Genomic DNA, 13,957 nt, shown 5'->3' on the forward strand with positions numbered 1-13,957 from the left:
GTGCCTGCGCCGTGGACCTGTGATGCTGTTCACATCATGGACCTATTATTTTTGCACTGACAAGACCAATTTGTTTATCAGACATCCGGAAATGGACTATGTCAGCCCGCTGAATTGGTCTAATATGAAATTCCTTGACGCGCTTCACCATTGAGGTTCACATCGTGGAACTATACTCCGAGGCTGTTCCGCTTCGCGGCGCCCAAAGCGTCGACCGCGCGCTCAGCCTGCTGCGCCACATCGGTCATGCGGGCCAAGACGGCATCGGGCTTTCTCGGCTCGCTCAGGGTGCGGCGCTCAACAAGGCCACGACACGACGGCTGCTTCTGGCGCTCATCCAGTCGGGGATGGTTGAACAATGCCCCGAAACCCGCAGTTACCACCTTGGCGAAGAGGTATTTCTACTGGGTCAGATGGCGACAACGCGTCATTCGCTGTTGGGTCTGGCAATGGACATCCTGTCCCGCCTTGCAGGCAAGACCGGGGATGCCGCGTTCCTGTCGATCAGGCGCGGTGGATTTTCGGTCTGCCTGCACCGCGAAGAGGGTGACCATCCCGTGCGCACCTATGCGCTGATGCCGGGGCACAGGCACCCGCTTGGGGTGGGCGCGGGATCGTTGGCGATGCTTGCCGCCCTGCCTGATGCCGAAGCCGCAACCATCCTGCGTGACAACCGCGATCTCCTGACCCGCGAGTATCCCCAGATTGATCCCGGCGCGCTCTCGAACAGGCTGAACGAGGTGCGATCAACCCGCGTCGCGCTTAATCCGGGGATGGTCTATGCCGAATCCTGGGGGCTGGGCGTTGCGCTACGCTGGCCGGATGGGCAACTTGCGGGGGCGCTTTCGCTTGCTGCGGTGGCAAGCCGGATGCAGCACCCAAGACGCGACGCGCTGTCCGCGCTTTTGCTGTCCGAAGCCGACAGGATGGAGCGCCGATTGGCGCGCGGCCCCGCTGATGAAGCGGACCATGCACACCCCCGCCAAACCGAAAGGAACGCGATATGACCAAGGCACAGATTGTCGGATGGGCCCATAGCCCTTTTGGCAAATCGGAACATCCCGACACGGAAACCCTGATGTCCGCCACCGTTCCCGGCGCGCTGGATCATGCCGGGATCGAAGCCGAGGATGTGGACGCGATCTTTGTCGGTGTCTTCAACAACGGGTTTTCGAAGCAGGATTTTCAGGGCGCGCTGGTGGCGATGGGGGACGACCGCTTCGCACATACGCCTGCCACCCGCTATGAAAACGCCTGCGCGACGGGATCGGCGGCGCTGCATGGGGCCATGGATTTCATCGAAGCTGGGCGCGGCCGGATCGCGCTGGTCGTCGGGGCCGAAAAAATGACGGCCACCCCGACCGCCGAGGTCGGAGACATCCTGCTTAGTGCGTCTTATCGCAAGGAAGAGGCCGATATCGAGGGCGGGTTTGCTGGCCTGTTTGGACAGATTGCTGCGGGGTATTTCCAGCGCTATGGCGACAAGTCCGAAGAGCTTGCGATGATCGCGGCCAAGAACCACCGCAACGGGCTGGACAATCCGCTGGCGCATATGCGCAAGGATTTCGGCGTCGATTTCTGTAACCGGATCAGCGATAAAAACCCTTATGTCGCCGGTCCGCTCAGGCGCACCGATTGTTCGCTGATTTCCGACGGGGCGGCGGCGCTCGTTCTGGCCGACGAGGACACCGCTGCGCAGATGGCACGCGCCATCGGGTTCCGCGCACGGGCGCATGTCAACGATATCATGGCGCTGTCGCATCGCGACGCGCTGCAGTTCCGCGGCGCGGCGATGGCGTGGAAGGCCGCGCTTGGCGATGCCGGGATCACGCTGGACGATCTTTCCTTCGTGGAAAGCCATGATTGCTTTACCATTGCCGAGCTTCTGGAATACGAGGCGATGGGCCTTGCCGAACCGGGGGAGGGGGGCCGCGTGATGCGTGACGGGATCACCGCAAAGGATGGCCGTTTGCCGGTGAACCCGTCCGGAGGATTGAAATCCAAGGGCCACCCCATCGGGGCGAGCGGCGTGTCGATGCATGTGATGGCCGCAATGCAGCTTGATGGCAAGGCGGGAGACATGCAAATCCCCGACGCCCGAATGGCGGGTGTGTTCAACATGGGTGGCGCATCGGTCGCGAATTATGTCTCGATCATGGAAAAGGTGCGCTGATGGCGAAAGATGTGTTTGGCGGCATGGGTCCGGTATCCACCCGCGTGATGAACCTGTCACATTTTCTGACTGAAACGGCACGCCGCCACAGCGCCGCCACTGGTTTTGTCTGGGGCGCGCAAAGCTGGAGCTGGGCCGAGATGGAGGCCCGTGCGACCGCTTTTGCCCATGCGCTTCGGGCCGAGTTCGGAGTATCCAAGGGCGACAGGATTCTGGTGCAATCCGAGAACTGCAACCAGATGTTCGAAGCTATGTTCGCCTGCTGGCGCCTGGGCGCGGTCTGGGTTCCGGTGAATTTCCGGCAATCGCCGGACGATGTTGCATGGCTTGCCGCGTCTTCCGGCGCGCGCGGCATGATCTGTGGCGCGCGTTTCAGCGACCATGCGGCGGCCTGCGCCGGGTCGGTGGATTTCACCATCTCTATCGGCGTTACCGAGTTCGCGGAAGATTACGAGACGCTATTGGCGCGCCATGTCGGGCAGCCCTGCGCGACCGCCCCGGTCGACCGGGACGATCCAGCATGGTTCTTTTTCACCTCTGGCACGACCGGACGGCCCAAGGCGGCGGTCCTGACACATGGCCAAATGGCGTTTGTTGTGACCAACCATCTGTGCGATCTCATGCCCGGCACCGGCCCGGACGATGCGTCGCTGGCGGTCGCACCCTTATCTCATGGCGCGGGCGTTCATCAGCTGGCGCAGGTGGCCCATGGGGTAAAGACCATCCTTCCGGCGCAGGACAGGTTCGATCCGTCCGAGATCTGGCATCTGGTCGAAAAATGGCGCGTCACCAACATGTTCACCGTGCCGACCATTGTAAAGCTGTTGGTCGAGCACGAGAGCCTTGGAACGGTCGATCACTCCTGCCTGCGATACGTCATCTATGCCGGCGCGCCGATGTACCGGGCCGATCAGGTGCGCGCGCTCAAGGCGCTTGGGCCGGTTCTGGTGCAATATTTTGGCCTTGGCGAAGTGACGGGCAACATCACTGTCCTGCCGCCCGCACAACATCATATCGACGATGGGACCATGCGCGTGGGCACCTGCGGCTTTGCACGCACCGGGATGCAGGTTCAGATCCAGACCGACACAGGTGAGGAATGCGCGCCCTTTGACACTGGCGAAATCGCCGTCATCGGTCCGGCGGTGTTTGCCGGCTATCACGATAACCCGCAAGCCAATGCCAAAAGTTTCCGTAACGGCTGGTTCCTGACCGGCGATCTTGGCCATATGGACGATCAGGGCTTTGTCTATCTGACGGGGCGGGCGTCAGACATGTATATCTCGGGCGGCTCGAACATTTATCCGCGCGAGATCGAGGAAAAGCTGCTGATGCATCCGGCACTGTCCGAAGCTGCCGTTCTGGGTGTGCCCGATCCGGTTTGGGGCGAGGTTGGGATTGCGGTCTGCGTTGCCCGGACCGGCGAACGGCCTGACCCGCAGGCGGTGCTGGACTGGTTGGCAGACAGGATAGCGCGCTACAAACTGCCACGACGCCTTGTCTTCTGGGACGAGATGCCGAAATCGGCCTATGGCAAGATCACCAAAAAGACGATCCGCGAGGAGCTTTTCGCGCGTGGAGAGATCGCGCGCCCGCCGGTATCCTGATGCACAGGCCGAAGATCGTTCATCCCGGCCCGAAACATGCGGCGCGGCGGGTCGCCGTACCTTGCCACGCGCAGCGCGTCACCATCACTCTGCGCGAAGGGCAGAGTTTTGGCGTGGCTGTGGCACAGGGCTTTGCCGAACTGGGGGCCACGGCGGGCTATCTGAGGTTGCGCAACATCCCGATGGAGCGTGTGTGCTTTGTCAGGCCCGCCCCCGCGCCGGGCGATGGCCATGTCGCGTGGTACAGCGTTACGCACGAAAATCCCGGCGCGGCGACAATCGTGGACGGCGGCACCCATCTGGGGTGGCGCGACGGTGTGCCGTTCACCCATACGCATGGAATTTGGCAGGGGTCGGACGGCGTTGGACAGGTTGGCCATTTGTTGCCCGAGACCAGCATCATTGCCCGCGATACGTTGGTCGACGGCTGGGCTTTGACAGGCGCGCATCTGGTCGCGCGGCCCGATCCCGAAACCCAATTCACGTTGTTCGCACCCGAGCCGACCAAAACCGCACCGACTGTGCCAAATGCCGTTCTGTGCATCCTGCGTCCACATGAAGACATCACAGGCGCGTTGCAAACGCTTGCCGATACGAATTTCGTTGGTCCGGTGCAGATCGAAGGCATCGGAAGCCTGATCGGAACGCATTTCGAGGATACGACAATCCAGTCTTACGCGACAGAGATCCTGCTGACAGACGGGCAGACCGGCGGTAGACGACCTTCTTTACAGGCGCTCTCTGTCGGATTTGACGGAGGATATGCCCAGGGCGTGTTGCGCGCAGGCGAAAATCCGGTGCTGGTCACAGCGGAAATTCTGCTGATCGCCCGCACCACCGGATAGAGGTGGTGCTATTTTCCAAGCGCACCATTCGTGCAGGCGCTGGCCATCGTGCCGATCAAGAACACGCAACCTGCAATCTGTTGGGACCGCGAAACGATGCTCTGAGCCGCTTTATTACAAGAACACGGTCACGGTTTCCGGAACGAGCGCCACGATCACCAGCACGAGCATCATCACAGCGATAAAGGGCAGTGTTGCCGCAAAAATCTGTTCTACCGAGACATCCGGATCATTAAGCGTGTTATGCACTGTGAACACCGATATCCCGAAAGGTGGTGTCAGCAACCCGATCTCAACTGCAAGCACTGTGACAATGCCGAAATGCATAAGGTCAATACCAAGGCCTTGCGCGATTGGGGCGGCGATGGGCACCATGATCAGCAGGATTGATGTGCTGTCCAGGATCATCCCCATCAAGAGGATGATCACCGCATAGAAGAACAAGAATCCCATCGGGTCAAAGCCAGAATCTGTCACCAAACCCGCAATGGCGTTCGGCAAGCCGGCAATCGCCAACATTCGGGAATAAAAGGACGCCGCTACAAGCAACAACAGAATAGAGACCGAGATCACACCGGTCTGCTTCATCACTTGCCAAAGCTTGTGGCGATCAAGGCTGCGACGCGACAGTGCCACGATCAATGCGCCAAAGGCACCAATGCCGCCAGCCTCGGTCGGGGTGAAGAACCCGGTGTAAAGACCCCCCAGCACAAGGATGACCAGCAGAACAATTGGCACCAGTTTGAGGATAAGAACCCCAAGCGGCATAGGCGTGAAATCACGGTCCAGCCGCCGTTCGCGCGCCGCGTCGGGATCGTTCAGAACAAACTTGGGAAACGCGATGGTGATCATGATCAGCATGGCGACAAACCCAAGTGCCAGCATCAGACCAGGGATAATGCCTGCGATGAACATGCCCCCGATCGAGACTTCGGCAAGGACACCGTAGATAATCAAAAGCAGCGAAGGCGGGATCAGCATGCCCAACACCGAAGACCCCGCAACCGTGCCCGCAGAGAACGCAGGGCGATACCCATGGCGCGTCATCTCTGGCACGGCGACGCGGGTAAAGACCGCCGCGGATGCGATCGACACACCAGTGACCGCAGCAAAGATGGTATTCGCGGCAACTGTGGCGACGCCAAGCCCGCAAATCATCCGGCGCAACAGTTCTTCGGCGACTTCAAACGTGTCGCGCCCGACGTTGGACACGCTGACCAAGAGTCCCATCAGGACGAACAGCGGAATTGTCGCAAACAGGTAATCCGCGATCCCGGAATAGGCCGTCAGTTCCAGCATCCGGAAAGACAGATCGATATTGCCGCGAATGATCCAGATCCCAAGGAAGGCAACCCCGAATAAGGCATAGGCGATCTGCATGCCCAACAGCACCAGACCGATCAGCACGGCGATCAGGATGAACCCGATGGTCAGCGTGGTCATGCCGTGCTCCTCACGCGGCGAATTTCGTCACGCGCTCTGTAGAGGGCGGCCAACGCCGCCACGATGCAGCCCAGAAGGGTGATGCCACGGAATGGCCATGTCGGAATGGTCCAGACGCCCTGGACGCCAAAGAACTCGGCACTTTGCCACGCGCTGAGGAATTTCGGCCAAGACGCCCAAAGGATCAGTGCAAAGACAATCGCACCGGCAAGGCAGAACAACGCCTCGAGCCACGCCACCAGGCGGGGGCTGGATTTCTGAAGCCTGCGAACCAGGAAATCGGCCCGGGTCAACCGCAGTTGCAGGATCGCTGCCGGGACTTGCAAAAAGACAATGGCAACAACGGTGCGGGCGGCGATTTCGGACACACCAGTGATCGGCGCATCCAGAAAGTTGCGTCCGATCACGTCTGCCACAATCAGCAGCATCAGCGCGCCGATGCTGGCGGTGCCGACCGCTGACATGGCGGCGGCAACCGAACCGAGCACCGCGCCGTAAGGAGCTTCGGAAAAGGCCGGGACAAATCGGTCCTCCTGCAGCTCGGTTGTGTCTTCTGTGGTCATGACCGGGGGGTGTCCTGCTGGCAAGGATACGCCCGCCCGATCCATATGGGTCCGGGGCGGGCGTTTTGTGCATCTTGCGATCTTAGAGACCTTCGTCCCAATTCCGCAGTGGTGTCGCGCCACGTTCGCGCAGAGCGGCGAAATAAGCCTTGAGCACGGTCTCGCCCGCCTCGCCTGTCTGCTCCAACCAGGGCTCAATGATATTTGGCAGGCCGTTGACCCACGCCGCCTTTTCTTCATCGGGCAGTTGGTGAATCGTCAAACCTGCTGCCTGCATCTCTTCCAAGGCGCGCTCTGCGAGATCCGCCACGTAATCACCATGTGCGATAGACGTGGCTTGCGCTGCTTCGCGCATTGCCTGCTGAACAGGCTCTGGCAAGCCGCCGAAGAAATCCTCGTTCGCTGCGATCCCACCGAAATACATTGATCCGATGCCAACGCGGGTCAGTTCGGGGGCCACTTCGTAGACGCGGGTGGGCAGGATGCCCGACGCAAAGGACAGGGTGCCTTCGGTCACTCCGGTCTGGATGTTTGTGTAATACGTGGTCAATGCGCCATCGACGGGTGTGGCACCCGTGTCGCGCAGCCAATTGGCCGACGTGCCCGGCGCGTTCAGCTTGCGGTTTTGCAGATCAGCAAGCGAATTGACGGGGAATGTCCCGTAAATATCATAGCTGTCTGTAATCAGGGACGACAGGTGAACCATGCCGTTTTCAGACCAGCTGTTTTTCAGCTCGGGCAGGTTTTCGGAAAGATCGTCAAAGATTTCGATGATCATGCGGTGATCTTCGGTGGCGAACGGTGTGAAGTAGGTCACGTTCTGAAGCGGCATGTTCGCGCCTTCCCAAACCGTGCCGACCATGCCGATATCAACGATACCGTCCATCACCGCTTCGCGCGTGTCAGTGAACTTGTAAAGCGTTCCGGCATAGTTTTCGGACCAGTTCACCTGATACTCATTGCCATTCTCAGCTAGGATCCGGTTCACCTCGGGCTGGAACGTGTTTTTCATCGCGTATACCCAGATATTGGCCTCTGGATGCGACGAGCCGATGTTCACGGTGATGCTTTGCTGCGCAAAGGCCGCGCTGCCCATCAGCATCGCACCGATTGTTGTAAGTGCTGTGAGTTTCATGGTTGTCCTCCCTTTGACGGGCGCACTCCCCGGCGCCCTTTTGATTCAGTCGTCGATTTTACTCAAAGCCCGCAGGATGCGTTCCGGTGTAAAGGGCATTTCGGTCACCTGCGCCCCAAGCGGGCGCAGAGCATCGTTGATGGCGTTCATGACGGCGGCCGGTGCACCAGCCGTGCCAGCCTCGCCGGCACCTTTGGCCCCTAATTCGCTTTCCTGTGTCGGTGTTTCCACGTGCGCGACCTGCATATCCGGCATCTCGGCCGCCATTGGCACAAGGTAGTCCGCCATTGAGCCATTCAGCAGCTGACCGTCCTCGTCGTAATGGATCTCCTCGTAAAGCGCGCCGCCAAGGCCTTGAACGATCCCTCCGCGGATCTGTTCATCCACCAGTTGCGGGTTGATGACGCGGCCGCAATCCTCGACGCACCAATGCTTGAGAAGGGTCACCACGCCTGTATCGGTGTCGACCTCCAGGTACGAGGCTTGCACACCATTGGTAAAGGCGAAAGGATATTCCATCGTGATAAAGTGCCGGGTCTGGACCAGTTCACGCGGCAAATCCTTGGGTAATGTATCACCCCGGAAATAGACAATCCGCCCCAGTTCCTCGAGCGGCATACGCTTTTCGCCCGTGTCGGCATCGACGATCTGTCCATCTTGGATATCAAGCTTTCCAGCGTCTGCTTGCAACATCGCTGCGGCCACCTCGAGGATAGATTCGCGCAGCGCTCGCGCTGCCTGCAAAGCAGCCTCTCCGCCAATGCCCGCGCCGCGCGAGGCCCATGTGCCCCCGCCATAGGGCGTGACCTGCGTATCGCCTGTGATCACACGCACGTTGGATGGGTTTACGCCGACCCCTTCGGCCACGACCTGACTAAGCATCGCCTCCGTCCCTTGGCCCTGTTCGGTCACTCCGGACAGCGCCACCACCGACCCGTCCGGGTCCATCCGCACGGTGCAGCCATCCTGCGCCGAGATGCGCGCGCCACCGATGCCGTACATAAACGGTGACGGGTTGGTCAGTTCGATAAAAGACGCAATGCCGATGCCGCGATACTTGCCCTGCTTACGCGCTTCGGCCTGATCGGCGCGCAGCGCGTCGTAATCCATCATCTCTATCAGCTTGTCCATCGACGCGTGGTGCGACAGGCCTTCGAACTTCATCTTGGCGGGCGATGTGACCGGATAGGCATCGTCTGCGTACATATTGCGCCGCCGGATTTCGACCGGGTCCATCCCAATCGCCGCCGCCGCCATATCAACCAAACCTTCGGTGATGGCGACCGCAACGGGATGCCCTACGGCGCGATATTGGCAGGTTGGCGTCTTGTTCTGAAAGACAACCGTGGTCTGCGCCCGGTAATTGGCAAAATCATACGGACCACCGCACAGGTTCACGACCTGATTGCCCTCGATCGCCGAGGTGCGGGGATAGACCGAATAGGGCCCGATGCCGGTCCAGTCATCGACGTCCATCGCAAGGATCTTGCCATCCGCATCCACCGCGATTTTGGCTTTGATTTCGTGGTCACGTGCGTGAATATCGGTGGTATAACTTTCGAGCCGGTCGGCGATAAATTTGACCGGACGCCCCATGACCTTGGCAATGGCCGCTGTCGCTACCTCGTCAGGGTAGACATGTACCTTGATGCCATAGGACCCGCCCACATCGCCGCAAACCACACGAACGCGGCTTTCAGGAATGTCGAGATGTTTGGCCAAGACGGTCTGCATCATGTGCGGGGCCTGTGTTGCATGATAGGCCGTCATTTGCCCTTCTGCCGGGTTCCAGTCGACGAGGATCGACCGCGGCTCAAGCGTAACGCCCGTATGACGCGCGGTGCGGAAACTGGCTGACACGACCTTGTGTGCAGTCTTGAACACTTCGTCGACGTCGCCTTCTTCGTGCAGTCGGCGAAATGCGAGGTTGTCACCCAGATCGGGATGAATGACAGGTGTGTCCTGGTCGAGCGCGGTCATGGTGTCCGTAACGATGGGCAGATCGTCGTAGTCGACCATGACCAGCGACGCCGCCTCCTCCGCTGCCGCGCGCGTGGTGGCGACAACCGCCACAACAGGCTCCCCAACCCAACAGGTGCGGTCCACGGCCAGCGGGTGTTCGGGCGGGGATTTCAGCCCCTTTAGATGTGCCAGAACCGCGACCCAAGGTGTGCATACCTCAGTCAGATCTTGGCCGGTAAACACGCGTAAGACACCTTTGACGGTCTTGGCTTCCTCCAGATCGATCTCACCTATTTTTGCGTGCGCAACGGGCGACCGCGAAAACGCGACATGCAGCATACGCGGCAGCACGATGTCATCAACATAGCGGCCACGGCCCTGCACAAGTTTGGTCGCATTCGGACGTGGAACGGTTTTGCCGATATAGGAATTCGGGCGGTCAGGGTTGTTGAACGGTATCGTCATGCTTGTCCCTTTCCAGCGCGCTGCTGCGCGACACGTTCCACGGCATCAATGATGGCCTCGTAGCCCGTACAGCGGCAATAATTGCCTGACAGATGTTCCCGGATTTCGGCCCGGCTTGGCGTTCCACCTTTGGACAGCAGCTCTTCGGCTGAAACCAGCATACCCGGCGTGCAGAACCCACACTGCAATGCGTTGCGCGCCACGAAGGCATCCTGCAAATCGCTGATTGCGTCGGTGTCGGTCAGGCCCTCTACCGTCCAAACCTCGGCCCCGTCCGCCTGGGCCGCCAGCATCAGGCATCCGCGCACGGCGTCACCGTTAACGCGGATCGTGCAAGCGCCGCAGACGCCGTGTTCGCAACTGGCATGCGCGCCGGTCAGCCCCAATTCCAGGCGCAGAAAGTCAATCATGTGTTGTCCGGCTGGCACACGGGCCTCGACCGGTTCGCCATTGACCGTCAGGGACACGTCGACCTTGTCACGAAACATCTCGATCATGCGGCGTCTCCTTCAAGACGGGCGAATGCGCGGCGCAGCAGAACGTCAGCCAAATGGCGGCGATATGCGGCACTGGCCTGGGTGTCAGACGGTGGGTCGATTTCGGTGCTCAGCGCATCAACAGCGGCATCCAGATCGCCGGCATCCAGAGCGGCCATGGCCCCAGTTGCCAGAACGGGCTTCGGCCCGACCGAAAATAGCGAAATCCGATGTCCTGCCTTGCGCTTGACCAAGCACAAACCCACCAGCGCATAGTCTCCCGACCGGCGGGCGACCTCTTCGATGATCTGCAATTCGCCATACTCGGCAATTGGCAGCGTGATCGCAGTCAGGATTTCGCTCTCGTCCAATGCGGTCGTAAAGACATCTTCGAAAAAGTCCTCAGCCGCGATGGCGCGCGTGCCGTCTGGTCCTTCGGCATGTATCGTCGCGCCAAGCGCCAAGGCGCAGGCCGGAAATTCGGCCGCAGGATCAGCATGCGCCAGCGCACCCCCGATTGTGCCGCGATTACGAATGGCCGCATGTGCGATATGCGCGACCGCGTCCGTCAAAAGCGGCGCATGGGTATTCACACTTGGATCGGCACCAACTTCGGCGTGACGGGTCAGCGCGCCAATCCGCAGAGTGTCGTCGTCTACAGTAATACCGGACAGATCACGTATCTTCGAGATATCAACCAACAAATCCCCGACGGACAGACGCATGTTCATGGCTGCGATCAAGCTTTGGCCGCCTGCCAACACGCGCCCCTGACCATCTGATCCGGCCAGCAATTCAAGCGCATGTCCCACGCTCTCAGCCCGGGCATAGCCTCCCGCCGCTGCCTTCATGGCGTTCTCCCCTCTTTTTCGATCCGCACCTGATTGAGCACTTGATCAATCTTATTGAGCAGATGATCTTTAAAAGCGAGTCGTTGCAAGTGGAAATTTTTGCGACTACCAAAACTTTGAGGGCGTATGATGGACGGACAGACCGAAAAACCCGCCCGCGATGGCGAAGACGGTGCCACGCGAAAGCGTCTGCCCCCGGCTGAACGCCGTCAACAAATCCTCGACGAAGCTGTGCGCTTCTTTGCAGAGGTTGGGCTGGAGGGTAAAACGCGCGACTTGGCCAGACGTCTTGGTGTCACGCAATCCCTGATTTTCAACTATTTCGCTACTAAGGATGACTTGATCGATGCGGTCTATGAAAAGGTTTATATCGGTCGCCTATCTCCCGACTGGCCAGAACGCCTAACCGACCGCAGCGTACCCCTACGGAAACGCCTCCTTGCCTTTTACAGCGAATACAGCGCCCTGATCTTCGAGCGGGAATGGATGCGAATTTTCATGTTCTCGGGACTGGCTGGTGCATCTCTCAACCGCCGCTACCTCAAACACTTGGGTGACGTCATCCTAAGCCCGCTTTTGGCGGAAACCGAGGTGCTGGCCCGCACGGACAAATCTCCGAAAATGGAAGATGTTTGGAACTTGCATGGCGGGATAGTCTACATTGGGATACGCCAGCATATCTACCGCATGCCGGAGCCCGCCGAGCCTCAAGAAGAGATTGCACGGGCGATCGACAAGTATCTTCAGTTCTTCGATATCGGCACTGACGACTAAGACTAGGTGCCAACGACGGGCTTCCGTCTTGTCCGGACGAACTTGGATAATCTGCAATTACCGAACCGAACTTTGGTTACGGGATCAAAACATCTCATCAGATACGCCCCGAATACGCAGAGACAGGTCCAACATGGCCAAAGTCTGACACGGGCGTGTCAGCTCCGTCGGAAAATCCCTCGATGTTCACCGCGAAAAGCTAGACGGCTATGACAAACTCCTCAAAGAAAAGCTTAGCGAAATGACAGACGCCCAATTTTTTCCAACCGGGCCAGAGGCCGGGTGATCGGCGGAATTTCGCAAGGTGCGGAAAGGCATATGTGACTCTGCGGCAGGACGATATACGATTTTTGTTAATGTGACACGTGTAGCGATTGATCCCCGGAGCCTGCCTTATGAATGCCGAAGCTGACTTCATTCAGGCCGAGCGGATCTTGCGGATTGAAAGCCCGTTGGGCGCGGATGTGCTTCTGGCGCAGAAGCTGAGCTTTCGGGAGTCGATCTCGGAGCTGTTCGAGGGGCAGGTCATTGTCCGGTCCAAGACGCCCGATCTGGTGCCGCAGGATCTGCTGGGCAAAGCAGTGGATGTCAGCGTCGAGCTGGGCGGCGGCGAGCGGCGGAGCTGGAATGCCATCGTCACCGATCTGCGAGCAGGGCCGCGGCAGACGCGCGGCCTGCGGGAATACACGCTCACTTTGCGGCCCGATCTGTGGCTGCTCAGCCAGACCTCGGATTGCCGCATCTGGCTGGACAAATCCGCCCTCGACATTGCCGAAGAGCTGCTGGGCGAGCATGGCATTGCCGCCCCCGAGACGGCGGGCGTGGTCGAACCGGTGCCACCGCAGCACTATTCGGTGCAGTGGAACGAGACCGATCTGGACTACCTCACCCGCAGGCTTGAAGAGGACGGTCTGTTCTACTGGTGGACCCATAAGGCGGGCGCGCACCGGATGCACATCGCCAGCCATGCGGCGGGCTATGTCGGCGGCGAGGACGTGCGCTTTTCGCATGGCTCGACCGACCGCAACCACATCTCGCGGTTCGACACGACCTTCCGCTACATCCCCGGCGGCCATGCCGGGCGGGACTGGAACTTCACCACCCCAAGCACGGTGCCCGGCGGCGACACGCCCAGTGCGATCAGCCTGCCGAAGAACGGCAATTACGAACGCTACAGCTATCCGGCGCAGGCCGGTTACGGCCCGGGCAGTCGGGCGTCCGAGGGGATCGAGAACGCGGCGGTGGAGCGTGTCACGCGGCTTCGGATGCAGGTCCAGGAGGCCGAACACGCCCGTGTGGAGGGGGACAGCACGGTGCGCACCCTGGCCGCCGGCGCGCGCTTCACGCCTTATGACGTGGCCAACCCGGACAATGTCTTCGATCCGCATGTGATCCTGGCGATCCAGCACGAGTCCGTCGACACCAGCTACGAGAGCGTGGAAAATCAGCCCGAATATGCCAACCGCTTTCTGGCGCTGCCCGCCGATGTGCCCGCCACCCCGCCAATGACCACCCCGCGCCCGCGCATCGACGGCACGCAGGTGGCGATCGTCGCGGGCCCCGAGGGCGAGGAGATCCACCCCGACGAATATGGCCGCATCAAGCTGTGGTTCCCCTGGGACCGGCGCGCGGCAAAAGACGGCACCGACACCTGCTGGGTGCG

General features: G+C 60.1%; 12 protein-coding genes. 6 read left to right on the plus strand and 6 right to left on the minus strand.

All coding sequences use genetic code 11. The annotated features are described in order from the left end of the window. The first annotated feature begins 134 nt into the window (after nucleotides 1-134). The 4 genes from ACG74X_RS04050 to ACG74X_RS04065 are packed head-to-tail and all read left to right on the plus strand — an operon-like array spanning nucleotide 135 to nucleotide 4,625. Nucleotides 135-1,007 carry an IclR family transcriptional regulator gene (locus ACG74X_RS04050; protein WP_411232851.1) on the plus strand — a complete coding sequence of 291 codons (873 nt, stop codon included), beginning with the start codon at nucleotides 135-137 and terminating at the stop codon, nucleotides 1,005-1,007. After that, nucleotides 1,004-2,173, plus strand: a complete 1,170-nt coding sequence (locus ACG74X_RS04055) for an acetyl-CoA acetyltransferase (protein ID WP_411232852.1) — start codon at nucleotides 1,004-1,006, stop codon at nucleotides 2,171-2,173. The genes ACG74X_RS04050 and ACG74X_RS04055 overlap by 4 nt, the downstream gene beginning before the upstream one ends. Further along, on the plus strand, nucleotides 2,173-3,780 hold the full coding sequence (locus ACG74X_RS04060; protein WP_411232853.1) for an acyl-CoA synthetase: 1,608 nt from the start codon (nucleotides 2,173-2,175) through the stop codon (nucleotides 3,778-3,780). Before ACG74X_RS04055 ends, ACG74X_RS04060 begins: the two co-directional genes overlap by 1 nt. Further along, a complete protein-coding gene (locus ACG74X_RS04065; protein WP_411232854.1) occupies nucleotides 3,780-4,625 on the plus strand; it encodes a hypothetical protein in 846 nt (281 codons plus the stop codon). The genes ACG74X_RS04060 and ACG74X_RS04065 overlap by 1 nt, the downstream gene beginning before the upstream one ends. Before the next feature lie 114 nt (nucleotides 4,626-4,739). Here the strand turns inward: ACG74X_RS04065 and ACG74X_RS04070 are convergent, their stop codons facing one another. The 6 genes from ACG74X_RS04070 to ACG74X_RS04095 form a co-directional block, all read right to left on the minus strand. Beyond that, complete coding sequence (locus tag ACG74X_RS04070) at nucleotides 4,740-6,068, minus strand: TRAP transporter large permease (RefSeq protein WP_411232855.1); 1,329 nt, start codon at nucleotides 6,066-6,068, stop codon at nucleotides 4,740-4,742. Then, nucleotides 6,065-6,631 (minus strand): TRAP transporter small permease subunit, encoded by a 567-nt coding sequence (locus tag ACG74X_RS04075; RefSeq protein WP_411232856.1) that lies wholly within the window; start codon nucleotides 6,629-6,631, stop codon nucleotides 6,065-6,067. Before ACG74X_RS04075 ends, ACG74X_RS04070 begins: the two co-directional genes overlap by 4 nt. Before the next feature lie 82 nt (nucleotides 6,632-6,713). Next, the gene (locus ACG74X_RS04080) at nucleotides 6,714-7,766 is read right to left on the minus strand and encodes a C4-dicarboxylate TRAP transporter substrate-binding protein (RefSeq protein ID WP_411232857.1); all 1,053 of its coding nucleotides are present in this window, start codon (nucleotides 7,764-7,766) and stop codon (nucleotides 6,714-6,716) included. A gap of 45 nt (nucleotides 7,767-7,811) precedes the next feature. Continuing rightward, nucleotides 7,812-10,193 carry a xanthine dehydrogenase family protein molybdopterin-binding subunit gene (locus tag ACG74X_RS04085; RefSeq protein ID WP_411232858.1) on the minus strand — a complete coding sequence of 794 codons (2,382 nt, stop codon included), beginning with the start codon at nucleotides 10,191-10,193 and terminating at the stop codon, nucleotides 7,812-7,814. Then, nucleotides 10,190-10,690: a (2Fe-2S)-binding protein gene (locus ACG74X_RS04090; RefSeq protein ID WP_411232859.1), complete on the minus strand. Its 501-nt coding sequence runs from the start codon at nucleotides 10,688-10,690 to the stop codon at nucleotides 10,190-10,192. The genes ACG74X_RS04085 and ACG74X_RS04090 overlap by 4 nt, the downstream gene beginning before the upstream one ends. After that, nucleotides 10,687-11,520 carry an FAD binding domain-containing protein gene (locus ACG74X_RS04095; protein ID WP_411232860.1) on the minus strand — a complete coding sequence of 278 codons (834 nt, stop codon included), beginning with the start codon at nucleotides 11,518-11,520 and terminating at the stop codon, nucleotides 10,687-10,689. Before ACG74X_RS04095 ends, ACG74X_RS04090 begins: the two co-directional genes overlap by 4 nt. Before the next feature lie 126 nt (nucleotides 11,521-11,646). Here ACG74X_RS04095 and ACG74X_RS04100 point away from each other — a divergent pair, with 126 nt between their 5' ends. Both ACG74X_RS04100 and ACG74X_RS04105 read left to right on the plus strand, forming a co-directional pair. After that, nucleotides 11,647-12,294, plus strand: a complete 648-nt coding sequence (locus ACG74X_RS04100) for a TetR/AcrR family transcriptional regulator (protein WP_411232861.1) — start codon at nucleotides 11,647-11,649, stop codon at nucleotides 12,292-12,294. A 395-nt stretch (nucleotides 12,295-12,689) separates the two neighbouring features. After that, nucleotides 12,690-13,957, plus strand: a 1,268-nt coding sequence (locus ACG74X_RS04105) for a type VI secretion system Vgr family protein (RefSeq protein ID WP_411232862.1), incomplete at its 3' end; no start/stop codon positions are given.

It is taken from the genome of Marivita sp. S0852, assembly GCF_046591575.1.
GTDB lineage: Bacteria > Pseudomonadota > Alphaproteobacteria > Rhodobacterales > Rhodobacteraceae > Marivita.